General features: G+C 68.6%; 10 protein-coding genes. 6 read left to right on the top strand and 4 right to left on the bottom strand.

Annotated elements, in window-relative coordinates:
• On the bottom strand, positions 1-844 hold an 844-nt coding region (locus tag KME78_RS50160; RefSeq protein ID WP_219537084.1), incomplete at its 3' end, for a carbohydrate ABC transporter permease.
• Between the two features lie 409 nt (positions 845-1,253).
• Between KME78_RS50160 and KME78_RS50155 the strand changes: the two genes are divergently transcribed.
• Positions 1,254-2,921 carry a VanW family protein gene (locus KME78_RS50155; RefSeq protein ID WP_219537083.1) on the top strand — a complete coding sequence of 556 codons (1,668 nt, stop codon included), beginning with the start codon at positions 1,254-1,256 and terminating at the stop codon, positions 2,919-2,921.
• A gap of 7 nt (positions 2,922-2,928) precedes the next feature.
• Here KME78_RS50155 and KME78_RS50150 read toward each other — a convergent pair whose 3' ends face one another.
• From KME78_RS50150 to KME78_RS50140, 3 genes are read right to left on the bottom strand one after another with little or no spacing between them, the layout of a single operon-like run.
• On the bottom strand, positions 2,929-4,701 hold the full coding sequence (locus KME78_RS50150; protein WP_219537082.1) for a DUF5605 domain-containing protein: 1,773 nt from the start codon (positions 4,699-4,701) through the stop codon (positions 2,929-2,931).
• Positions 4,698-5,378, bottom strand: a complete 681-nt coding sequence (locus KME78_RS50145) for a TetR/AcrR family transcriptional regulator (protein WP_219537081.1) — start codon at positions 5,376-5,378, stop codon at positions 4,698-4,700. Before KME78_RS50145 ends, KME78_RS50150 begins: the two co-directional genes overlap by 4 nt.
• Positions 5,375-7,231: a glycoside hydrolase family 3 protein gene (locus tag KME78_RS50140; protein WP_219537080.1), complete on the bottom strand. Its 1,857-nt coding sequence runs from the start codon at positions 7,229-7,231 to the stop codon at positions 5,375-5,377. The genes KME78_RS50145 and KME78_RS50140 overlap by 4 nt, the downstream gene beginning before the upstream one ends.
• A gap of 133 nt (positions 7,232-7,364) precedes the next feature.
• Here KME78_RS50140 and KME78_RS50135 point away from each other — a divergent pair, with 133 nt between their 5' ends.
• The 5 genes from KME78_RS50135 (at position 7,365) to KME78_RS50115 (ending at position 13,670) form a co-directional block, all read left to right on the top strand.
• Complete coding sequence (locus tag KME78_RS50135; RefSeq protein WP_219537079.1) at positions 7,365-8,510, top strand: serine hydrolase domain-containing protein; 1,146 nt, start codon at positions 7,365-7,367, stop codon at positions 8,508-8,510.
• A 77-nt stretch (positions 8,511-8,587) separates the two neighbouring features.
• Positions 8,588-10,135 carry an ABC transporter substrate-binding protein gene (locus tag KME78_RS50130; RefSeq protein WP_219537078.1) on the top strand — a complete coding sequence of 516 codons (1,548 nt, stop codon included), beginning with the start codon at positions 8,588-8,590 and terminating at the stop codon, positions 10,133-10,135.
• 16 nt (positions 10,136-10,151) lie between these two features.
• Positions 10,152-11,090 carry an ABC transporter permease gene (locus KME78_RS50125; RefSeq protein ID WP_308127430.1) on the top strand — a complete coding sequence of 313 codons (939 nt, stop codon included), beginning with the start codon at positions 10,152-10,154 and terminating at the stop codon, positions 11,088-11,090.
• Positions 11,087-12,841, top strand: a complete 1,755-nt coding sequence (locus tag KME78_RS50120; protein WP_219537077.1) for a dipeptide/oligopeptide/nickel ABC transporter permease/ATP-binding protein — start codon at positions 11,087-11,089, stop codon at positions 12,839-12,841. The genes KME78_RS50125 and KME78_RS50120 overlap by 4 nt, the downstream gene beginning before the upstream one ends.
• Positions 12,834-13,670, top strand: a complete 837-nt coding sequence (locus KME78_RS50115) for an ATP-binding cassette domain-containing protein (RefSeq protein WP_219537076.1) — start codon at positions 12,834-12,836, stop codon at positions 13,668-13,670. The genes KME78_RS50120 and KME78_RS50115 overlap by 8 nt, the downstream gene beginning before the upstream one ends.

Below are 13,670 nucleotides of genomic sequence, written 5' to 3'. Positions count from 1 at the left end.
TCTCGTAACTCTTGAAGCCCTTCAGATACAGATAAAGCGTGTAGAACAGCGTCGAGTCGACCGGGCCACCCGTGCCGCTGCTGACGATGAACGACTGGGTGAACGACTGGAACGACTTGATCACCTCGAGCACGAGATTGAAGAAGATGATCGGCGTCAGCAGCGGCAGCGTGATCGAGCGGAACTGCCGCAGCCTGCCCGCCCCGTCCACCTGGGCCGCCTCGTAGTAGCTCTGCGGGATCTGCCGCAACCCGGCCAGGAAGATCACCATGGGCGCGCCAAACGTCCACACGTGCAGCAAGATCAGCGTGCCCAGCGCCGTGTCCGGATCCGACACCCAGCCGGCGCCCTGGATACCGAACACCTCCAGCACCGCGTTGACCAGGCCGTCGGAGCCGAAGATCTTCCGCCACAAGATCGCGACCGCCACACTGCCGCCGAGCAGCGACGGCAGATAGTAGATCGACCGGTAGAACGACAACCCGCGCAGACCCCGATCCAGCGCCAACGCCAGCACCAGCGCGAACGCCAGCTGCAACGGCACCGACACCACCACATAGATCGTGGTCACCTTCAACGAGGCCAGGAACCGCGTGTCGACGGTGAACAACTTCGTGTAGTTGTCCCACCCGACCCACTTGGCCGCTTCCAGCAGGTTGTAATCGGTGAACGACAGATACAGCGACGCCAGGATCGGACCAATCGTGATCACGAACAGACCGATGAACCAGGGCGCGAGGAAGACGTAAGCCGTACGCGCCTCACGCCGTCTGTGGGCGTTCATCCGCTTGGCATGCCTCCGTCCCGACAGGTTGACGCGGGGTACCGGGATTGAATCGGTCATGGGCGCATGTATCCCTCATTCCAGGCCGCCCGGGCACGGCGGGATCGGATAGCGCTTTCCTATAGGTGCACCAAAAGTTTCGTCAACCCTTTGCAGGCGTTACATAGACGTTACCGATATATCGTGATCTATGTTTCAGCAGCTCACATGCCCATCAGACCAACCTGGCACCCAGCTAAAATTTTCGCGGTACTACAACCGGTTGCACTGTCCGGGCCCCAGGACGAACGTTCGCGGCTGGCGGTGCGCGTCACAGCCGCTCTACGATGGTCATTAGTAGTGGCGGTCGGATTCCACCAGAACGGCACCGCGGCCTTCCGCCCGGCCGTACGATGTGCCACGAATGATGAAATCACGAAACGATCACGAAAAGACCGCCCCGCCGGTAACGAGCGGCCGGCGGCGCACCATGGCCTCTCGGCGGGGCCGGGTCGCCGGCATTGTGGCGGCCGTGGTCGCCGTCCCGGTGCTGGCCTATGCCGTGCCCGCGATCGCCCTTGCCGGTGACGTGCCGCGCGGCACGCGCGTCGATGGCGTCGACATCGGCGGTCTGCCGGTGGCCGACGCACGCGCCAAGCTGGAGCGAGGGCTGAGTCAACGGGCCGCACGCCCGCTGGCACTGTCGGTGGCAGGTAAGACGGTCCGGCTGGCGCCGTCCGACCTGGGACTGACCTTCGATACCCAGGCGACGGTCGAGGCCGCGCTCAACGGCGCGAGCACGCCGTCGGCAATCGCGCGCTCGCTGTTCGGCGGCACCCGTGACCTGCGGCCACAGGTCGCGGTCGATGAGCGTCGCCTTACCGCCAAGCTCGCCGACCTGGCCCGGCGCGTCGACGCCAAGCCCCGCGAGGGGAGCATTCGCTACCGCGGGCTCGAACCGCAGGTGATCCTGCCCAAGCCAGGCCGCGCCCTCGATCGCGCCGGCGCGGCGGGAGCCGTACGCGAGGCGTATCTGAATGATCGCGGGTCGGTGGCGCTGAAGGTCCGTACGAGCCCGCCCGCGGGCTCGGCGTCCGAGGTGAAGCGGGTCGCCGACGCCCTGGCCCGTACCGCTGTGGCCGCACCGTTGACGCTGGTCAACGGCAGCAAGAAAGCGGAGCTGCCCACGGCGGGACTGGCCACGGGGCTGCGCTTCGTCGCCGACGGCCAAGGGCGGATGACACCCTTGTTCGACGCGAGGGGCGTCCTGGCCGGCCTGGACGACAAGCTCGTCGCCGCCGGTCAGCGTCCGAAGGACGCCTCGTTCAAGATCGTGAACGGCAAGCCTCAGGTCACGTCGGCGCGCGTGGGCCGCGGCATCGACGCCAAGGCGCTCAACAAGGCCGTCTCCGCCGCGCTCGCGGCCGGTCAGCGCAGCGTGCGCGTGCCGGTGACCGAGACGCAGCCCCGGGTGAGCACCGCCCAGGCCAAGAAGCTCGGCATCAAGGAGAAGGTCAGCTCCTTCACCACTCGCCACCCCTGCTGCGCGCCCAGGGTGACCAACATCCACCGCATCGCCGACATCGTGGACGGCTACGTCGTCAGGCCCGGCGAGACGTTCTCCCTCAACGGCATCGTCGGCAAGCGGGACAAGGCACGCGGATTCGTCGAGGCGCCGATGATCCTGAACAACCGGTTCGTCAACGACGTCGGCGGCGGGGTGTCACAGTTCGCCACCACCATGTTCAACGCCGTGTTCTTCGGTGGTTTCGAGGACGTGCAGCACATGGCGCACCAGTACTACATCTCCCGCTATCCGGCCGGCCGGGAATCCACGGTCTCCTTCCCGCAACCGGACTTCAGATGGCGCAACGACTCCCCCTACGGCGTACTGATCAAGGCCTCCTACACCAGCACCTCGATCACCGTCCAGTTCTGGAGCACCAAGCGCTTCGACATCGACTCGCAGAGCTCTGCCCGCTATGACGTCAAGCCCATCACCACCCTCACCGAATCCGGCCCTGAGTGCATCGCGATGGGCGGGGCGGAGGGCTTCACCATCGACGTCTGGCGCATCTTCAAGCAGGACGGCAAGGTGCAGCGCAAGCAGAAGTTCCGCACCGTCTACGCAGCCGAGCCACGTCTGACGTGTAAGTGACCGGCTACTACGGACCGTAGTTGGTTGCGACGAGCCGGATCGCCATGTACTGGCGCGCCGGCAGCGGAATCCGGAAGCTGCCCGAGTATGTGCCGGGCAGCCGTTCGACGGCCATGTTCCACGTGTCGATCACGTCGACCGTCCAGACCGTGCCGGGCTCCAGCGTGAGGTCGCGATATGACGGCCGGTTGAAGCCGAAGTAGGCGATCAGATAACGCCCTGCCACGCCGCCCCAGGGGGTGTCCCAGTCACTGGGCAGCGGGTCGAGCACACCGGTCGGTGATTCCCCGGTGATCTGTCTGAGGAAGGCGATCCGATCCGGGCTCGAGCCGATGAGCTCGCCGCCTTTCGACCACCACAGCTCTTCGCGATCGTTGAGGTAGGTCTCCCCATGCCCCACATAGCCGCCGCGCACCGCGCCTTCCCAGAACCGCCGGGTCATCTCCTCACCTGTGATGTTGCCCCACCCTTGGTCGATGTCGCCTTCGTAGGCGCACTCGTCGATGACGATGGGTTTGCCCCACTGCTCACGCCACTGGTCGGTGTTCTCGGCGGTGCGGTACACGTCGATGCGCTGCACACTCGCGTGGGTGATCCACGGCCGGCCGTAGTCGTAGAAGCCGAAGCAGTTGTGGATCGAGAGCAGATGCCCGACCGGGTCCTCCTCGACCACGATCGCGGCCAGCCGCTCCCAGTCGTCGACGGTCTTCGAGAACAACAGGTCGTACTCGTTCGCGAGCGACCACCAGACATTCGGCAACGCCGACAGCCGCCGGACCAGATACCGAACGTAGCGGTCGTCCGCGGCGGTGCCCATGTCCGAGAAGCCCCAGCGGTCGTAGGCGTGGAACAGGATGACATCGGCTTCGACGCCGATCGCGGCGAGCTCCGTGATCCGGCGCTCGAAAACGCGGAAGTAGGCGGGGTCGAAGCGGGTGAAGTCCCACCCACCGTCGCTGTCCCGCTCGAACGGATAGAGCGGCGGCTCGTTGGCATTGAAGAGATACGACTTGGGGAAGGCCCCCATCCGGATCTTGGTGAAGGGCGAGCCGGCGAGTGTACGCAGGGTCTGTTCCTGCAGCGCTTCGCTCTGGTGGGTCCAGGCGTACGCGGTCGTGCCGAGCGGCAGATGACGGGTGCCGTCCGCGTACGAGAAGTGATACTGGTCCGCCACCCGCACCGGCCCTCGACCGGCGCCGGACGCCGCGGTGAGCTCGACGGTGACGCCGTCGAGGGAGGGTGTGCTCGCTTCCGTCGTGACGACCCAGCGTCCGGCCTGGTCGGGCAGCAGCCGGACGCGCCAGATCCCGTCGCCGTCGTAGAAGCCGCCGAGCCGGCGGGTCGAACCGTCGGGGGCGGTCGCGCGCGCGGACAACTCGACGTCGACGAACGGATTGCCATGGCTCGGCCCGGCGAGTACGAGCTCCCAGGTCGCCCATACTTCGCCCGTGGCGGGTGCGGAGACCACCTCGGCCGAGCCGCGAGGCGTGCCGGCCTGCTCGTACTGGGCATCCGGCGTGATCGCCGGCGGATCAGAGCGCACGCCCGGGTCGCCGGCATCGAGTAGGGCAAGCTCGCGCCACAGGTCATCGAGCTGCGCGGGGGTGAGCCGGGCGTACGGACCGGCGGCCGTGAGGTCGCCGACGGCGCGTCGGCGCAGCTGTACCAGCAGCGGCGAGTTCACGACCCCGGGCAGCGAACGCCGGATGATGCCGCGGGCCTCGGGGTGGTCCAGGATGTCGGCGAGCAGGCTGTGCGGCCCGAATCCACGGTCGCTCATGCCGTGCCGCCCGGGGGAACGCTCGGGTCCTCAGACAGGTCCCGAGCCGGTGCCGTACCGAGCAACGACCACAGGTAGTCGAGATGCGCTGCCATGTCGAGCGAGCGGTCGTACTGCCACTGCTGCTGGAGACCGTCCGCGACCGCGATCAGGACGCGGGACAGCATCTCGGCGTCGAGGCCGGGCCGCAGCTCGCCCGTGTCAGCGGCGTGTCTGATGTCGGCGACCACGTTCCCGGCGACCCGGCGGAAGCGCTCCCTGAAGTAGTCGTGCGCGGGGTGCTCCGCGTCGACTCCTTCCTGGATCAGCGCCGAGTACAGCTCCACGAGGCCGGGCACCTCGCTGTTGTGCCGGACGATGCGGGTGATGCGCGGTCCGGCGGCGTCGCTGTCGCTGAAGGAGGCGGTGTCGCGTTCGTCGCGGCGGCGGAGTACCTCGGTCAGGAGGTTCTCCTTCGAGCCGAAGTGGTGGAGCAGCCCTGCCTTGGTGATGTTCACGGCGTCGGCGATCTGCTGCAGGCTCATGTTGCCGTAGCCCTTCGCGGCGATCAGTTCGAGTGCGGCGTCGAGGATCTCCCGGCGCTTCGCCCGTCCCTTCTCATAAGGGCCCGGGCTGTCATAAGGGCCGGGACGCGAGGGTGTGGGGGATTCCCTGTCGGGCAACGGTGTTCCCTTCATCTCAGGTTCTTGGCAGCGTATCCGGCACGGAACAACGCGTCGGCGGTGTCCCCGGGTACGTCGGAAAAGCTCGTCTCGACCGCGGCCATCGAGCGTGGCAGGTCGAACGGCAACCGTCCCTCCGGCTCCGCCCCGCCGAGGACGACGTCGAGCACCGCGCGGTCGGAGGCGCCGAACTCGGCCAGCAGGGTGATCCCGCTGTCGAGGAACGGGGTGAGGATCGCGGGCCGATCCAGGCCCACCACGAGAGCGGTCGGCGCCACCGCCACGAGGCCGAGGATCCGGGCGACGTCGGCTTCGGCGAAGTCGAGGCTGCCCGCGTGGAAGCCGCTCTCCAGCATGTACGTGTCACGGGCTTCCCACGGCGCCGCGATCCGGACCACGATCAGGTCGGCGTCGCCCGGGTCGTCGACGATCTCGGCGGCCCCGGCCACCGCCGCCGGGTCGAGTCCGTCGAGGTGGAGCCGCGCGGGCCGTACCGGCAACGCGTCGAGCGGGGTGAGCGCGACCATCGCGCGGACCTGGGCGGCCAGCCCTTCGGCGACGAACCGGGGCGCGCCGACGACGGCGACGGCCTCGTCCTCGGAGACGAACGGATCGTCGAACAGTCCGAGATCGAACTTCACCGCGAGCAGCCGGCGCGCGGACTCGTCGATCCGCGACTCCGGAATGTCGCCGCTTTCGACGAGGTCGATGAGGATTTCGACGCACTCCTCGCCGCCGAGCTGGTCACAGCCCGCCTCCACGATGCGGCGTACCCGCTCGTGCCGTGTGAGCTCTTCGGCGCCCCAGGCCCGCGCGGGCAGGCCGCGGCTCCCGTCGGGCGACAGCGCGTCGGTGACGGGTCCCCAGTCACTGCACACCACGCCGTCGTAGCCGAGCCGCTCGCGCAGGAGGCCGGTGATGATCTGCCTGTTGAAGCCGAAGCCGATCTCCTCGATCGGCTCACCTTCCAGCTCAAGGGCCATCGGTATCCCGTAGTACGGCATGAGGCCGGCGGTGCCGGCGGCGATCGCGGCGCGGAAGGGCGCGAGGTGCTCATCGAAGCGGCCGCCCGGGTATATCTGCTCGCGCCCGTAAGGAAAGTGCGGGTCCTCGCCGTCGAGCTGCGGCCCGCCGCCGGGAAAGTGCTTGGTGATGCAGGCGACGCTACCGGGACCGAGGCGCGCACCCTGAAAACCCTCCAGGTACGCGACGACGAGGCGGCCGGCGAGCTCGCCGTCCTGGCCGAAGGTCGTGTACTGGCGGGCCCAGCGCGGCTCGGTCGCGAGGTCGACGGAGGGGTGCAGCGCCGCCCGGATGCCAAGGGCGAGGTACTCGCGCCGTGCGACGTCGCCGAACCGGCGGACCAGATCGGGGTCGCCGATCGCGGCCAGGCCGATCTGGTCGGGCCAGGCGGAGAGGTCGCGCGCCGCGAAGGAGGCGGCCGCGTTGTGCCCGAAACCGTGTCGCGGGTCGGTCGAAAGAGTGACCGGGATGCCGTGCGGGCTCCGTGCGGCGAGCTCCTGCACCGCGTTCTGCCAGCGCGCCATCTCCCGCGGTCCGGGCATTTCGGTGACGTTGAGGTGCGTGATGAGCTTGCCGCCGACGAGATCGGCGGCGCCCACGCGGCCCGGTCGAATCGGCGCGTTCGACACCTTGCCGTCAGCGGTCGCGACCACCTGGGTGTGGAACATGAGCCCGGCCTTCTCGGCGAGCGAGAGGCGGGTCATGAGGTCAGCGACCCGCTCGGCGGTGGAGAGTCGCGGGTCCTCGTACGGCTCCATCGTGCCGTTGCCGTTCAGATCCCTGAAGCGCGTGCCGTTCCGCGCGGTCAGCGTGTCAGCGGCGGCCGCCGGCGAGGTGGGTGGCATGTGCGACTCCAGCTTCCTTGATCAAAGCGCAGGTCCGGCGTATCAGCATCATTGACATACCTACCACCGGTCAGTGTTTAATCTTCCATAACTGTTGTTCACACGCCACTGTGACAACGTAGGGAGCCATCGCATGACCACCCCCACGACGAGCTTCGACGGATATGTCGCCGCCCCGTTCCGCCCGCTCATCGACGGGATCGCCGAGCGAGGGGAGTTCCGCGACGACGACATCCAGATCGCCGCCTACGCGGGCACGGAGCTGGTGCTGGACATCGCGATCGGCCCCGAGATCACCCGGGAGAGCCTGCTCATCCCCTACTCCGTGTCGAAGAACACGATCGCCGTGAGCATCGGCCTCCTCCTCGAACGCGGCCTGCTCGACCTCGACGTCCCGGTGGCGCACTACTGGCCCGAGTTCGCCGCCGCCGGCAAAGCCGCGATCACCGTCCGCCAACTGCTGTCCCACCAGGCCGGCCTGCCGCAGACCGCGCCCAGGCTGATGACCCGTGACGAGCTCGCCGACACCGTACGCGGTGCCGAACTGCTCGCCGCGCAGCGGCCGCTCTGGCATCCCGGCTCGGCCTTCGGCTACCACGCCGTGACCATCGGCATCCTCGGCTCCGAGATCGTACGCCGCATCACCGGGCGGACCCTCGCCGAGTTCTACGAGCAGGAGATCCGCGGGCCGCGTGGCCTCGAGTTCTATCTGGGACTTCCCGAGGAGCTCGAACCGCGCGCCGTCGACCTGCTGCCGATGCGCCCGGTCAGCGGCTCCGCCGCCCCGCCCTTTGCCCGCACGCCCGGCCAACTCGGCGGGTACGTGATGGCGGGCGGCGCGCCCCCCATGGATGAGGACGAGCGTCGTCGTCAGGCCCGGCGCGACCGCGCCATCGGCATGCCGGCCGCCGGCGCGACCACGTCCGCGCGCGGCATCGCGGCCCTGTTCGCGGAGAGCACTGTGGGCCTCACCAGCGCGCCCCTGCTCTCCGCCGACACCATCGCACAGCTGGCCCAACCCCAGGTGGCCGGCATCGACGAGGTGATCGGGATCGAGCGGCGCTACGGCGTCGTCTTCCAGAAGCCCGTCCCGGGGCTCCTCTTCGGCGGGTTCCGGGCTTTCGGCCACGACGGCATGGGCGGCGCGCTCGGCTTCCATGATCCGGAGACCGGCATCAGCTTCGGGTACGTCGTCCGCCGGATGCCACCGCCCGGCGGCTGTGACGCCCGGGCGCTCCGCATCGCCCAGGCAATGCGGTCGACCATCCTCCACGCCTGATCGCTCAGGTGCTTAGCAAGACCCGCCACGCCGTCGCCGCCGCGCCACGGCCTGAAGTGGCATACAAGGGAGTATTCATGCAAATCCGCACCGTCGTCGCAGCCGCCCTCGCTGTCGGCGTCACCGTGGGTGTCGGCGCCTGCTCCGGCACCCAGCCGCAGAACGCCGGCGGCGCCGCCACCAGCACGCTGACCCTCGGCAGCACCATCGCCCCGCAGACGTTCGATCCCGCCGGGGCCGGCGACGCCAACTTCGTCCCCTATGCCCAGGCCGCCTACGACTCTCTGATCCTGCGCAAGCCGGACGGCACCTTCGCCCCCATGCTGGCGACCGACTGGAAGCTCTCCGAGGACAACAAGTCGATCACGCTCAACCTGCGCCCCAAGGTCACCTTCAGTGACGGCACTCCCTTCGACGCCGAGGCGGCGAAGGCGAGCCTCGAACACTTCCACGACGGCACCGGCCCGCTCTCGCGTGAGCTCGCCTCCCTCGATTCGGTCAAGGTCGTCGACCCGGACACGGTCACGCTGACCTACACCAAGCCCGATCCCGACATCCTCTACAACCTCTCGGACGCGGCCGGCCGCATGGCCAGCCCGGCCGCGCTCAAGAACCCGAAGAGCCTGGCCACGACCCCGGTCGGCTCCGGCCCCTATGTGCTCAACACCGCCGCGACGGTTCAGGGCTCGACCTACACCTTCACCGCGCGTAAGGGGTACTGGAACCCCGAGCTGCAGAAGTTCGCCAAGGTCGTGTTCAAGATCTTCCCCGACGAGGTGTCGCTGGTGAACGCGCTCCAGGGCCGTCAGGTGGACGCCGCCAACCTCACCGGCGCCGACAACCGCAAGGCCGCCACGGCCGCGGGCATCAAACACCTGACGCCGGACGACAGCATCTCGTGGATGGGCACGATCTTCTTCGACCGCACCGGCAAGATCGTCCCGGCCCTCGGGGACAAGAGGGTCCGCCGCGCGATAGCGATGTCGTTCAACGTGCCGCAGATCCGCAAGGCCCTGATGGCGGACACCGGTGTGCCGAACACGCAGGTCTTCCGGCAGTCCTCCCCCGGATACGACGAATCGCTCAACAACGCGTACGCCTACGACGTCGCCGGCGCCAAGAAGCTCATGGCGGAGGCGGGCTACGCCAACGGCTTCGACCTGACCCTGCCGATCAACGCGAACACCACGCCCGCCGCGATCGAGAACTACAAGAACAGCCTCGGCGCCCTCGGCATCCGGGTCAAATTCGAGAACCTCGGCACGATCCCGCAGTACTTCGCGGGCCTGCAGAGCGGCAAGTACGCGATGTCCCCCGCGATCTTCGGCGCGGGCCCGACCGACTGGATCGTGATCAACAACTATCTCGTCGAGAAGGCCACCTGGAACCCCCTGCACACGACCGACCCCACGTTGTCCAAGCTGATCGAGTCCTACCCGGCCGCGGCCGAGAAGGACCACGCCAAGATCATCGGCGAGATCAACAAGTTCCTCGTCGACAACGTCTGGTTCGATCCGTGGCTGTTCATCGAGGAGCAGTACTTCGTGGCCGGCCCCGTCAACGTGACGCTGCAGAAGAGCCAGAACATCCCGTCGATCTACAACTACGCGCCCGCCGGCAAGTAGGAAGCAGGCAGTCAAGGTGTTGGCGTTCCTCACGAAGAGAATCGGCGCGGGTCTGTCAGTGCTGCTGGTGGTCCCCTCCCTCACGTTCCTGCTCATGTTCGGCAACGCGGCGAACGCCGCGCGGCAGATCCTGGGTGAGACCGCGACGCCCGAGCAGGTCGCCGCCAAGTCGGCCGAGCTCGGTGTGAACAGGCCGCTGTACGTCCAGTTCTTCGACTATGTCGAGCATCTCTTCGTGGGGGACCTCGGCCGCTCCTGGTTCACGGCGGAGCCCATCGGCTCCCTGGTCACCAGCCGGGCCACCGTCACCCTCACCGTCGTGATCGGCTCGATCCTGGTCTCGACGCTGCTGGCCTTCGCCCTGGGCATCGCCGCCGCGCTCCGCCGGGGTGCCCTCGACATCGCGCTTCAGGTGCTCGCCATCGTCGGCTTCGCGGTGCCGGGTTTCTGGCTCGCGCTGCTGCTGGTGTCGAACCTCGCGCTGCAACTGCGGCTCTTTCCCGCGACGGGATTCGTCGCCTTCACCGCCTCGCCCAGCCAGTGGCTGGCCTCGATCACACTGCCCGTCGTCGCGCTCATGGTCGGCGCGGTCGCCGGTGTGGCGCAGCAGGTGCGCGGGTCCGTGATCGACGTCCTCGAACAGGACTACGTACGGACGCTCCGTGCGCGCGGCCTGCCGTCCTGGCGGGTCGTCGCGCACGTCCTGCGCAACGCGAGCGCGCCGGCGCTGACGGTCGTCGCGCTCACCTTCATCGGCACGCTCAGCGGCGCCGTCTTCGTCGAGCGCATCTTCGCGCTCCCCGGACTCGGCCTCGCCGCCACGAACGCGGCGGTCAACGGCGACGTCCCGGTCATCATGGGCGTGGTCCTGGTGATGACCACCATCGTCGTGCTGGTCAACCTCGTGGTCGACCTCGCCATCGGCCTGCTCAACCCGAAGGTGCGTCTTTCATGAGTCAGCTGGTCTCGATCCCCGCCCCCACAGCGGTGCCGGCCCGGCGTGGCGTCATCAGCAAGGTGCTGCACGACCCGCTCGGGGTCATCTCGCTGGTGGTCCTGGTGCTCATCCTGCTCGCCACCGTGCTGGCGGCCGTGCTCGCCCCGCAGGACCCGGCCCGGTCGTCGCTCGACGACATCTTCGCCCCGATCTCCGCCGCGCATCCGCTCGGCGGCGACAGCGCCGGGCGCGACCTGCTCTCCCGGCTCCTGTACGGCGCCCAGGTCAGCCTGCTCGGCGCGACCATCGCCCTGCTCACCTCGCTCGTCATCGGCCTGCCCGCGGGGCTCATCGCGGGCTACTACGGCCGGACCTTCGACTCGGTCAGCTCGTGGACCTCCAACCTGCTCCAGGCGCTGCCCGCGATCATCGTCCTGCTGGCGCTGCGCACGGTGTTCGGCCCCTCCATCTGGACGTCGATGGTCATCTTCGGCGTCATCCTCTCGCCCGGCGCCTTCCGCCTGGTGCGCGCCACGGTGAGCGGGGTACGCAACGAGCTCTACATCGACGCCGCCCTGGTTTCCGGCCTGAGTGATACCCGGATCATCGCCCGGCACATGCTCCGCGTCGTACGCGGGCCGCTCATCATGCACAGCGCGATGGTGCTGGCGATCTGCATCAACATCCAGGCCGGACTGGAGTTCCTCGGCTTCGGCGACCCTCAGACCGCCAGCTGGGGCTCCATGCTCAACGAGGGCTTCCTCAACATCTTCCAGGCTCCGCAGATGCTGTTCTGGCCCGGTCTCGCCCTCTTCCTGACCTCGGCCGCCCTCGCGCTGGTCGCGAGCAGTCTGCGAGACGCCCTGCAGGCCGGCGCCGTGAAGCCGGTCCGCCGCCGCGGCAGCGTCAAAGTCGCTCCGGCCGGGGACGGGGCGGCACCGTCGGACGCGCTGCTCTCGGTCCGCGATCTGCGGGTCGCCTACAGCGGCGGCTCCGTCGAGGTCGTACACGGGGTCTCGCTCGATGTCGCGCACGGCGAGGTCGTCGGTCTGGTCGGCGAGTCCGGATCGGGCAAGACCCAGGTCGCGCTCTCGGTGCTCGGCCTGCTGCCGACCGGGGGTGAGGTCACCTCCGGGGCGGTCGCGCTGGCCGGCGAGCGGCTGCTCGGCCGCTCGGCATCCTTCCTGCGTACCGTACGCGGGCGCCGGATCGGCTACATCCCGCAGGAGCCGTTGAGCAACCTCGACCCGTCGTTCCGGATCGGCAACCAGCTGAGCGAGGTCGTCCGCGTGCACCTCGGCCTTTCCCGCGCGGCTGCTCGGGACCGTGTGCTCGACCTGCTCGCCCGGGTGGGCATACCTGACCCGGCGCGTACGTACCGCGCCTTCCCGCACGAGATCTCCGGCGGTATGGCGCAACGAGTCCTCATCGCCGGTGCCGTGTCCTGCGACCCCGAGCTGCTCATCGCCGACGAGCCGACCACGGCACTCGACGTCACGGTGCAGGCCGACATCCTCGACCTGCTCCGTGACCTGCAGCAGGAGAAGGGGCTCGGCGTGCTGTTCGTGACGCACGACTTCGGTGTCGTGGCCGACATCTGCGATCGCGTCCTCGTCATGAGGCAGGGCGAGATCGTCGAGAACGGGCCCGCTCAGGCGATCTTCGACACGCCGCGGCACGACTACACGCGGTCGCTGCTCGGCTCGATGCTCGACGGGCGGCCCGCGCGGCTCGCCCGGGTGAAGGTTACGGGGGACGGTCGTGCTTGAGGTTCAAGATCTCGTTGTCGAGTACCCGGCCAAGGGTTTCCGGTCGCCGCCGTTCCGTGCCCTTCACGGAGTCTCGATCAACGTACGGCCCGGCGAGACCGTCGGTCTGGTCGGCGAGTCGGGCTCGGGCAAGACCACGCTCGGGCGCGCCATTCTCGGCCTCGCCCCGGTGACCGGCGGCTCGATCCGGTTCGGGGGCCGGGAGATCGGGCACGCCTCGCGCCGTGAGCGTCGCGGGCTCGCGCGTGAGCTGCAGGTGGTCTTCCAGGATCCCTACACCTCGCTCAACCCGAGCATGACGGTCGGCGACATCCTCACCGAGCCACTCTCGATCACGGGCGTCAAGCGTCATGCCGCCCAGGCGCAGGTACGCGAACTCCTCGACAAGGTGCGACTGCCGAAAGACGCCGTGGACCGCTATGCGCGGGAGTTCAGCGGCGGCCAGCGCCAGCGGGTCGCCATCGCCCGGGCACTGGCGCTGCGACCGAAGCTCGTCGTCTGTGACGAGCCGGTGTCGGCACTCGACCTGTCGACCCAGGCGACCGTGCTCGACCTGCTGATCGAGCTGCAGGAGTCGCTGGGTGTGGCCTACCTGTTCGTGTCGCACGACCTGGGCGTCGTGCGTTACATCAGCCATCGGGTGGCGGTGATGTATCGAGGGGAGCTGGTCGAGGACGGGGACGGGGATGTCGTGACCTCGAACCCCGAGCATCCGTACACCCAGCGCCTCCTGCTCGCGGCGCCCATCCCGGATCCGCGCCGGCAGAAGGTCAACCGGGCCAACCGCCACCGCCTGCTCGCCGAACAGGCCGAGCAGGCGGGGCTTTAA

Origin of the sequence: Nonomuraea guangzhouensis (assembly GCF_019396345.1) — a bacterium.
Taxonomy (GTDB): Bacteria; Actinomycetota; Actinomycetes; order Streptosporangiales; family Streptosporangiaceae; genus Nonomuraea; species Nonomuraea guangzhouensis.
The sequence above is the reverse complement of the archived record's forward strand: the minus strand, read 5'-3'. Positions and strand labels throughout refer to the sequence as shown.

What these genes read in the sequence shown, in the direction of transcription:
- KME78_RS50155 (WP_219537083.1), top strand. Translation starts at nt 1,254, where the DNA reads ATGGCCTCTCGGCGGGGCCGGGTCGCCGGCATTGTGGCGGCCGTGGTC.
- KME78_RS50130 (WP_219537078.1), top strand. Translation starts at nt 8,588, where the DNA reads ATGCAAATCCGCACCGTCGTCGCAGCCGCCCTCGCTGTCGGCGTCACC.
- KME78_RS50140 (WP_219537080.1), bottom strand. Translation starts at nt 7,231, where the DNA reads ATGCCACCCACCTCGCCGGCGGCCGCCGCTGACACGCTGACCGCGCGG.
- KME78_RS50150 (WP_219537082.1), bottom strand. Translation starts at nt 4,701, where the DNA reads ATGAGCGACCGTGGATTCGGGCCGCACAGCCTGCTCGCCGACATCCTG.
- KME78_RS50145 (WP_219537081.1), bottom strand. Translation starts at nt 5,378, where the DNA reads ATGAAGGGAACACCGTTGCCCGACAGGGAATCCCCCACACCCTCGCGT.
- KME78_RS50120 (WP_219537077.1), top strand. Translation starts at nt 11,087, where the DNA reads ATGAGTCAGCTGGTCTCGATCCCCGCCCCCACAGCGGTGCCGGCCCGG.
- KME78_RS50135 (WP_219537079.1), top strand. Translation starts at nt 7,365, where the DNA reads ATGACCACCCCCACGACGAGCTTCGACGGATATGTCGCCGCCCCGTTC.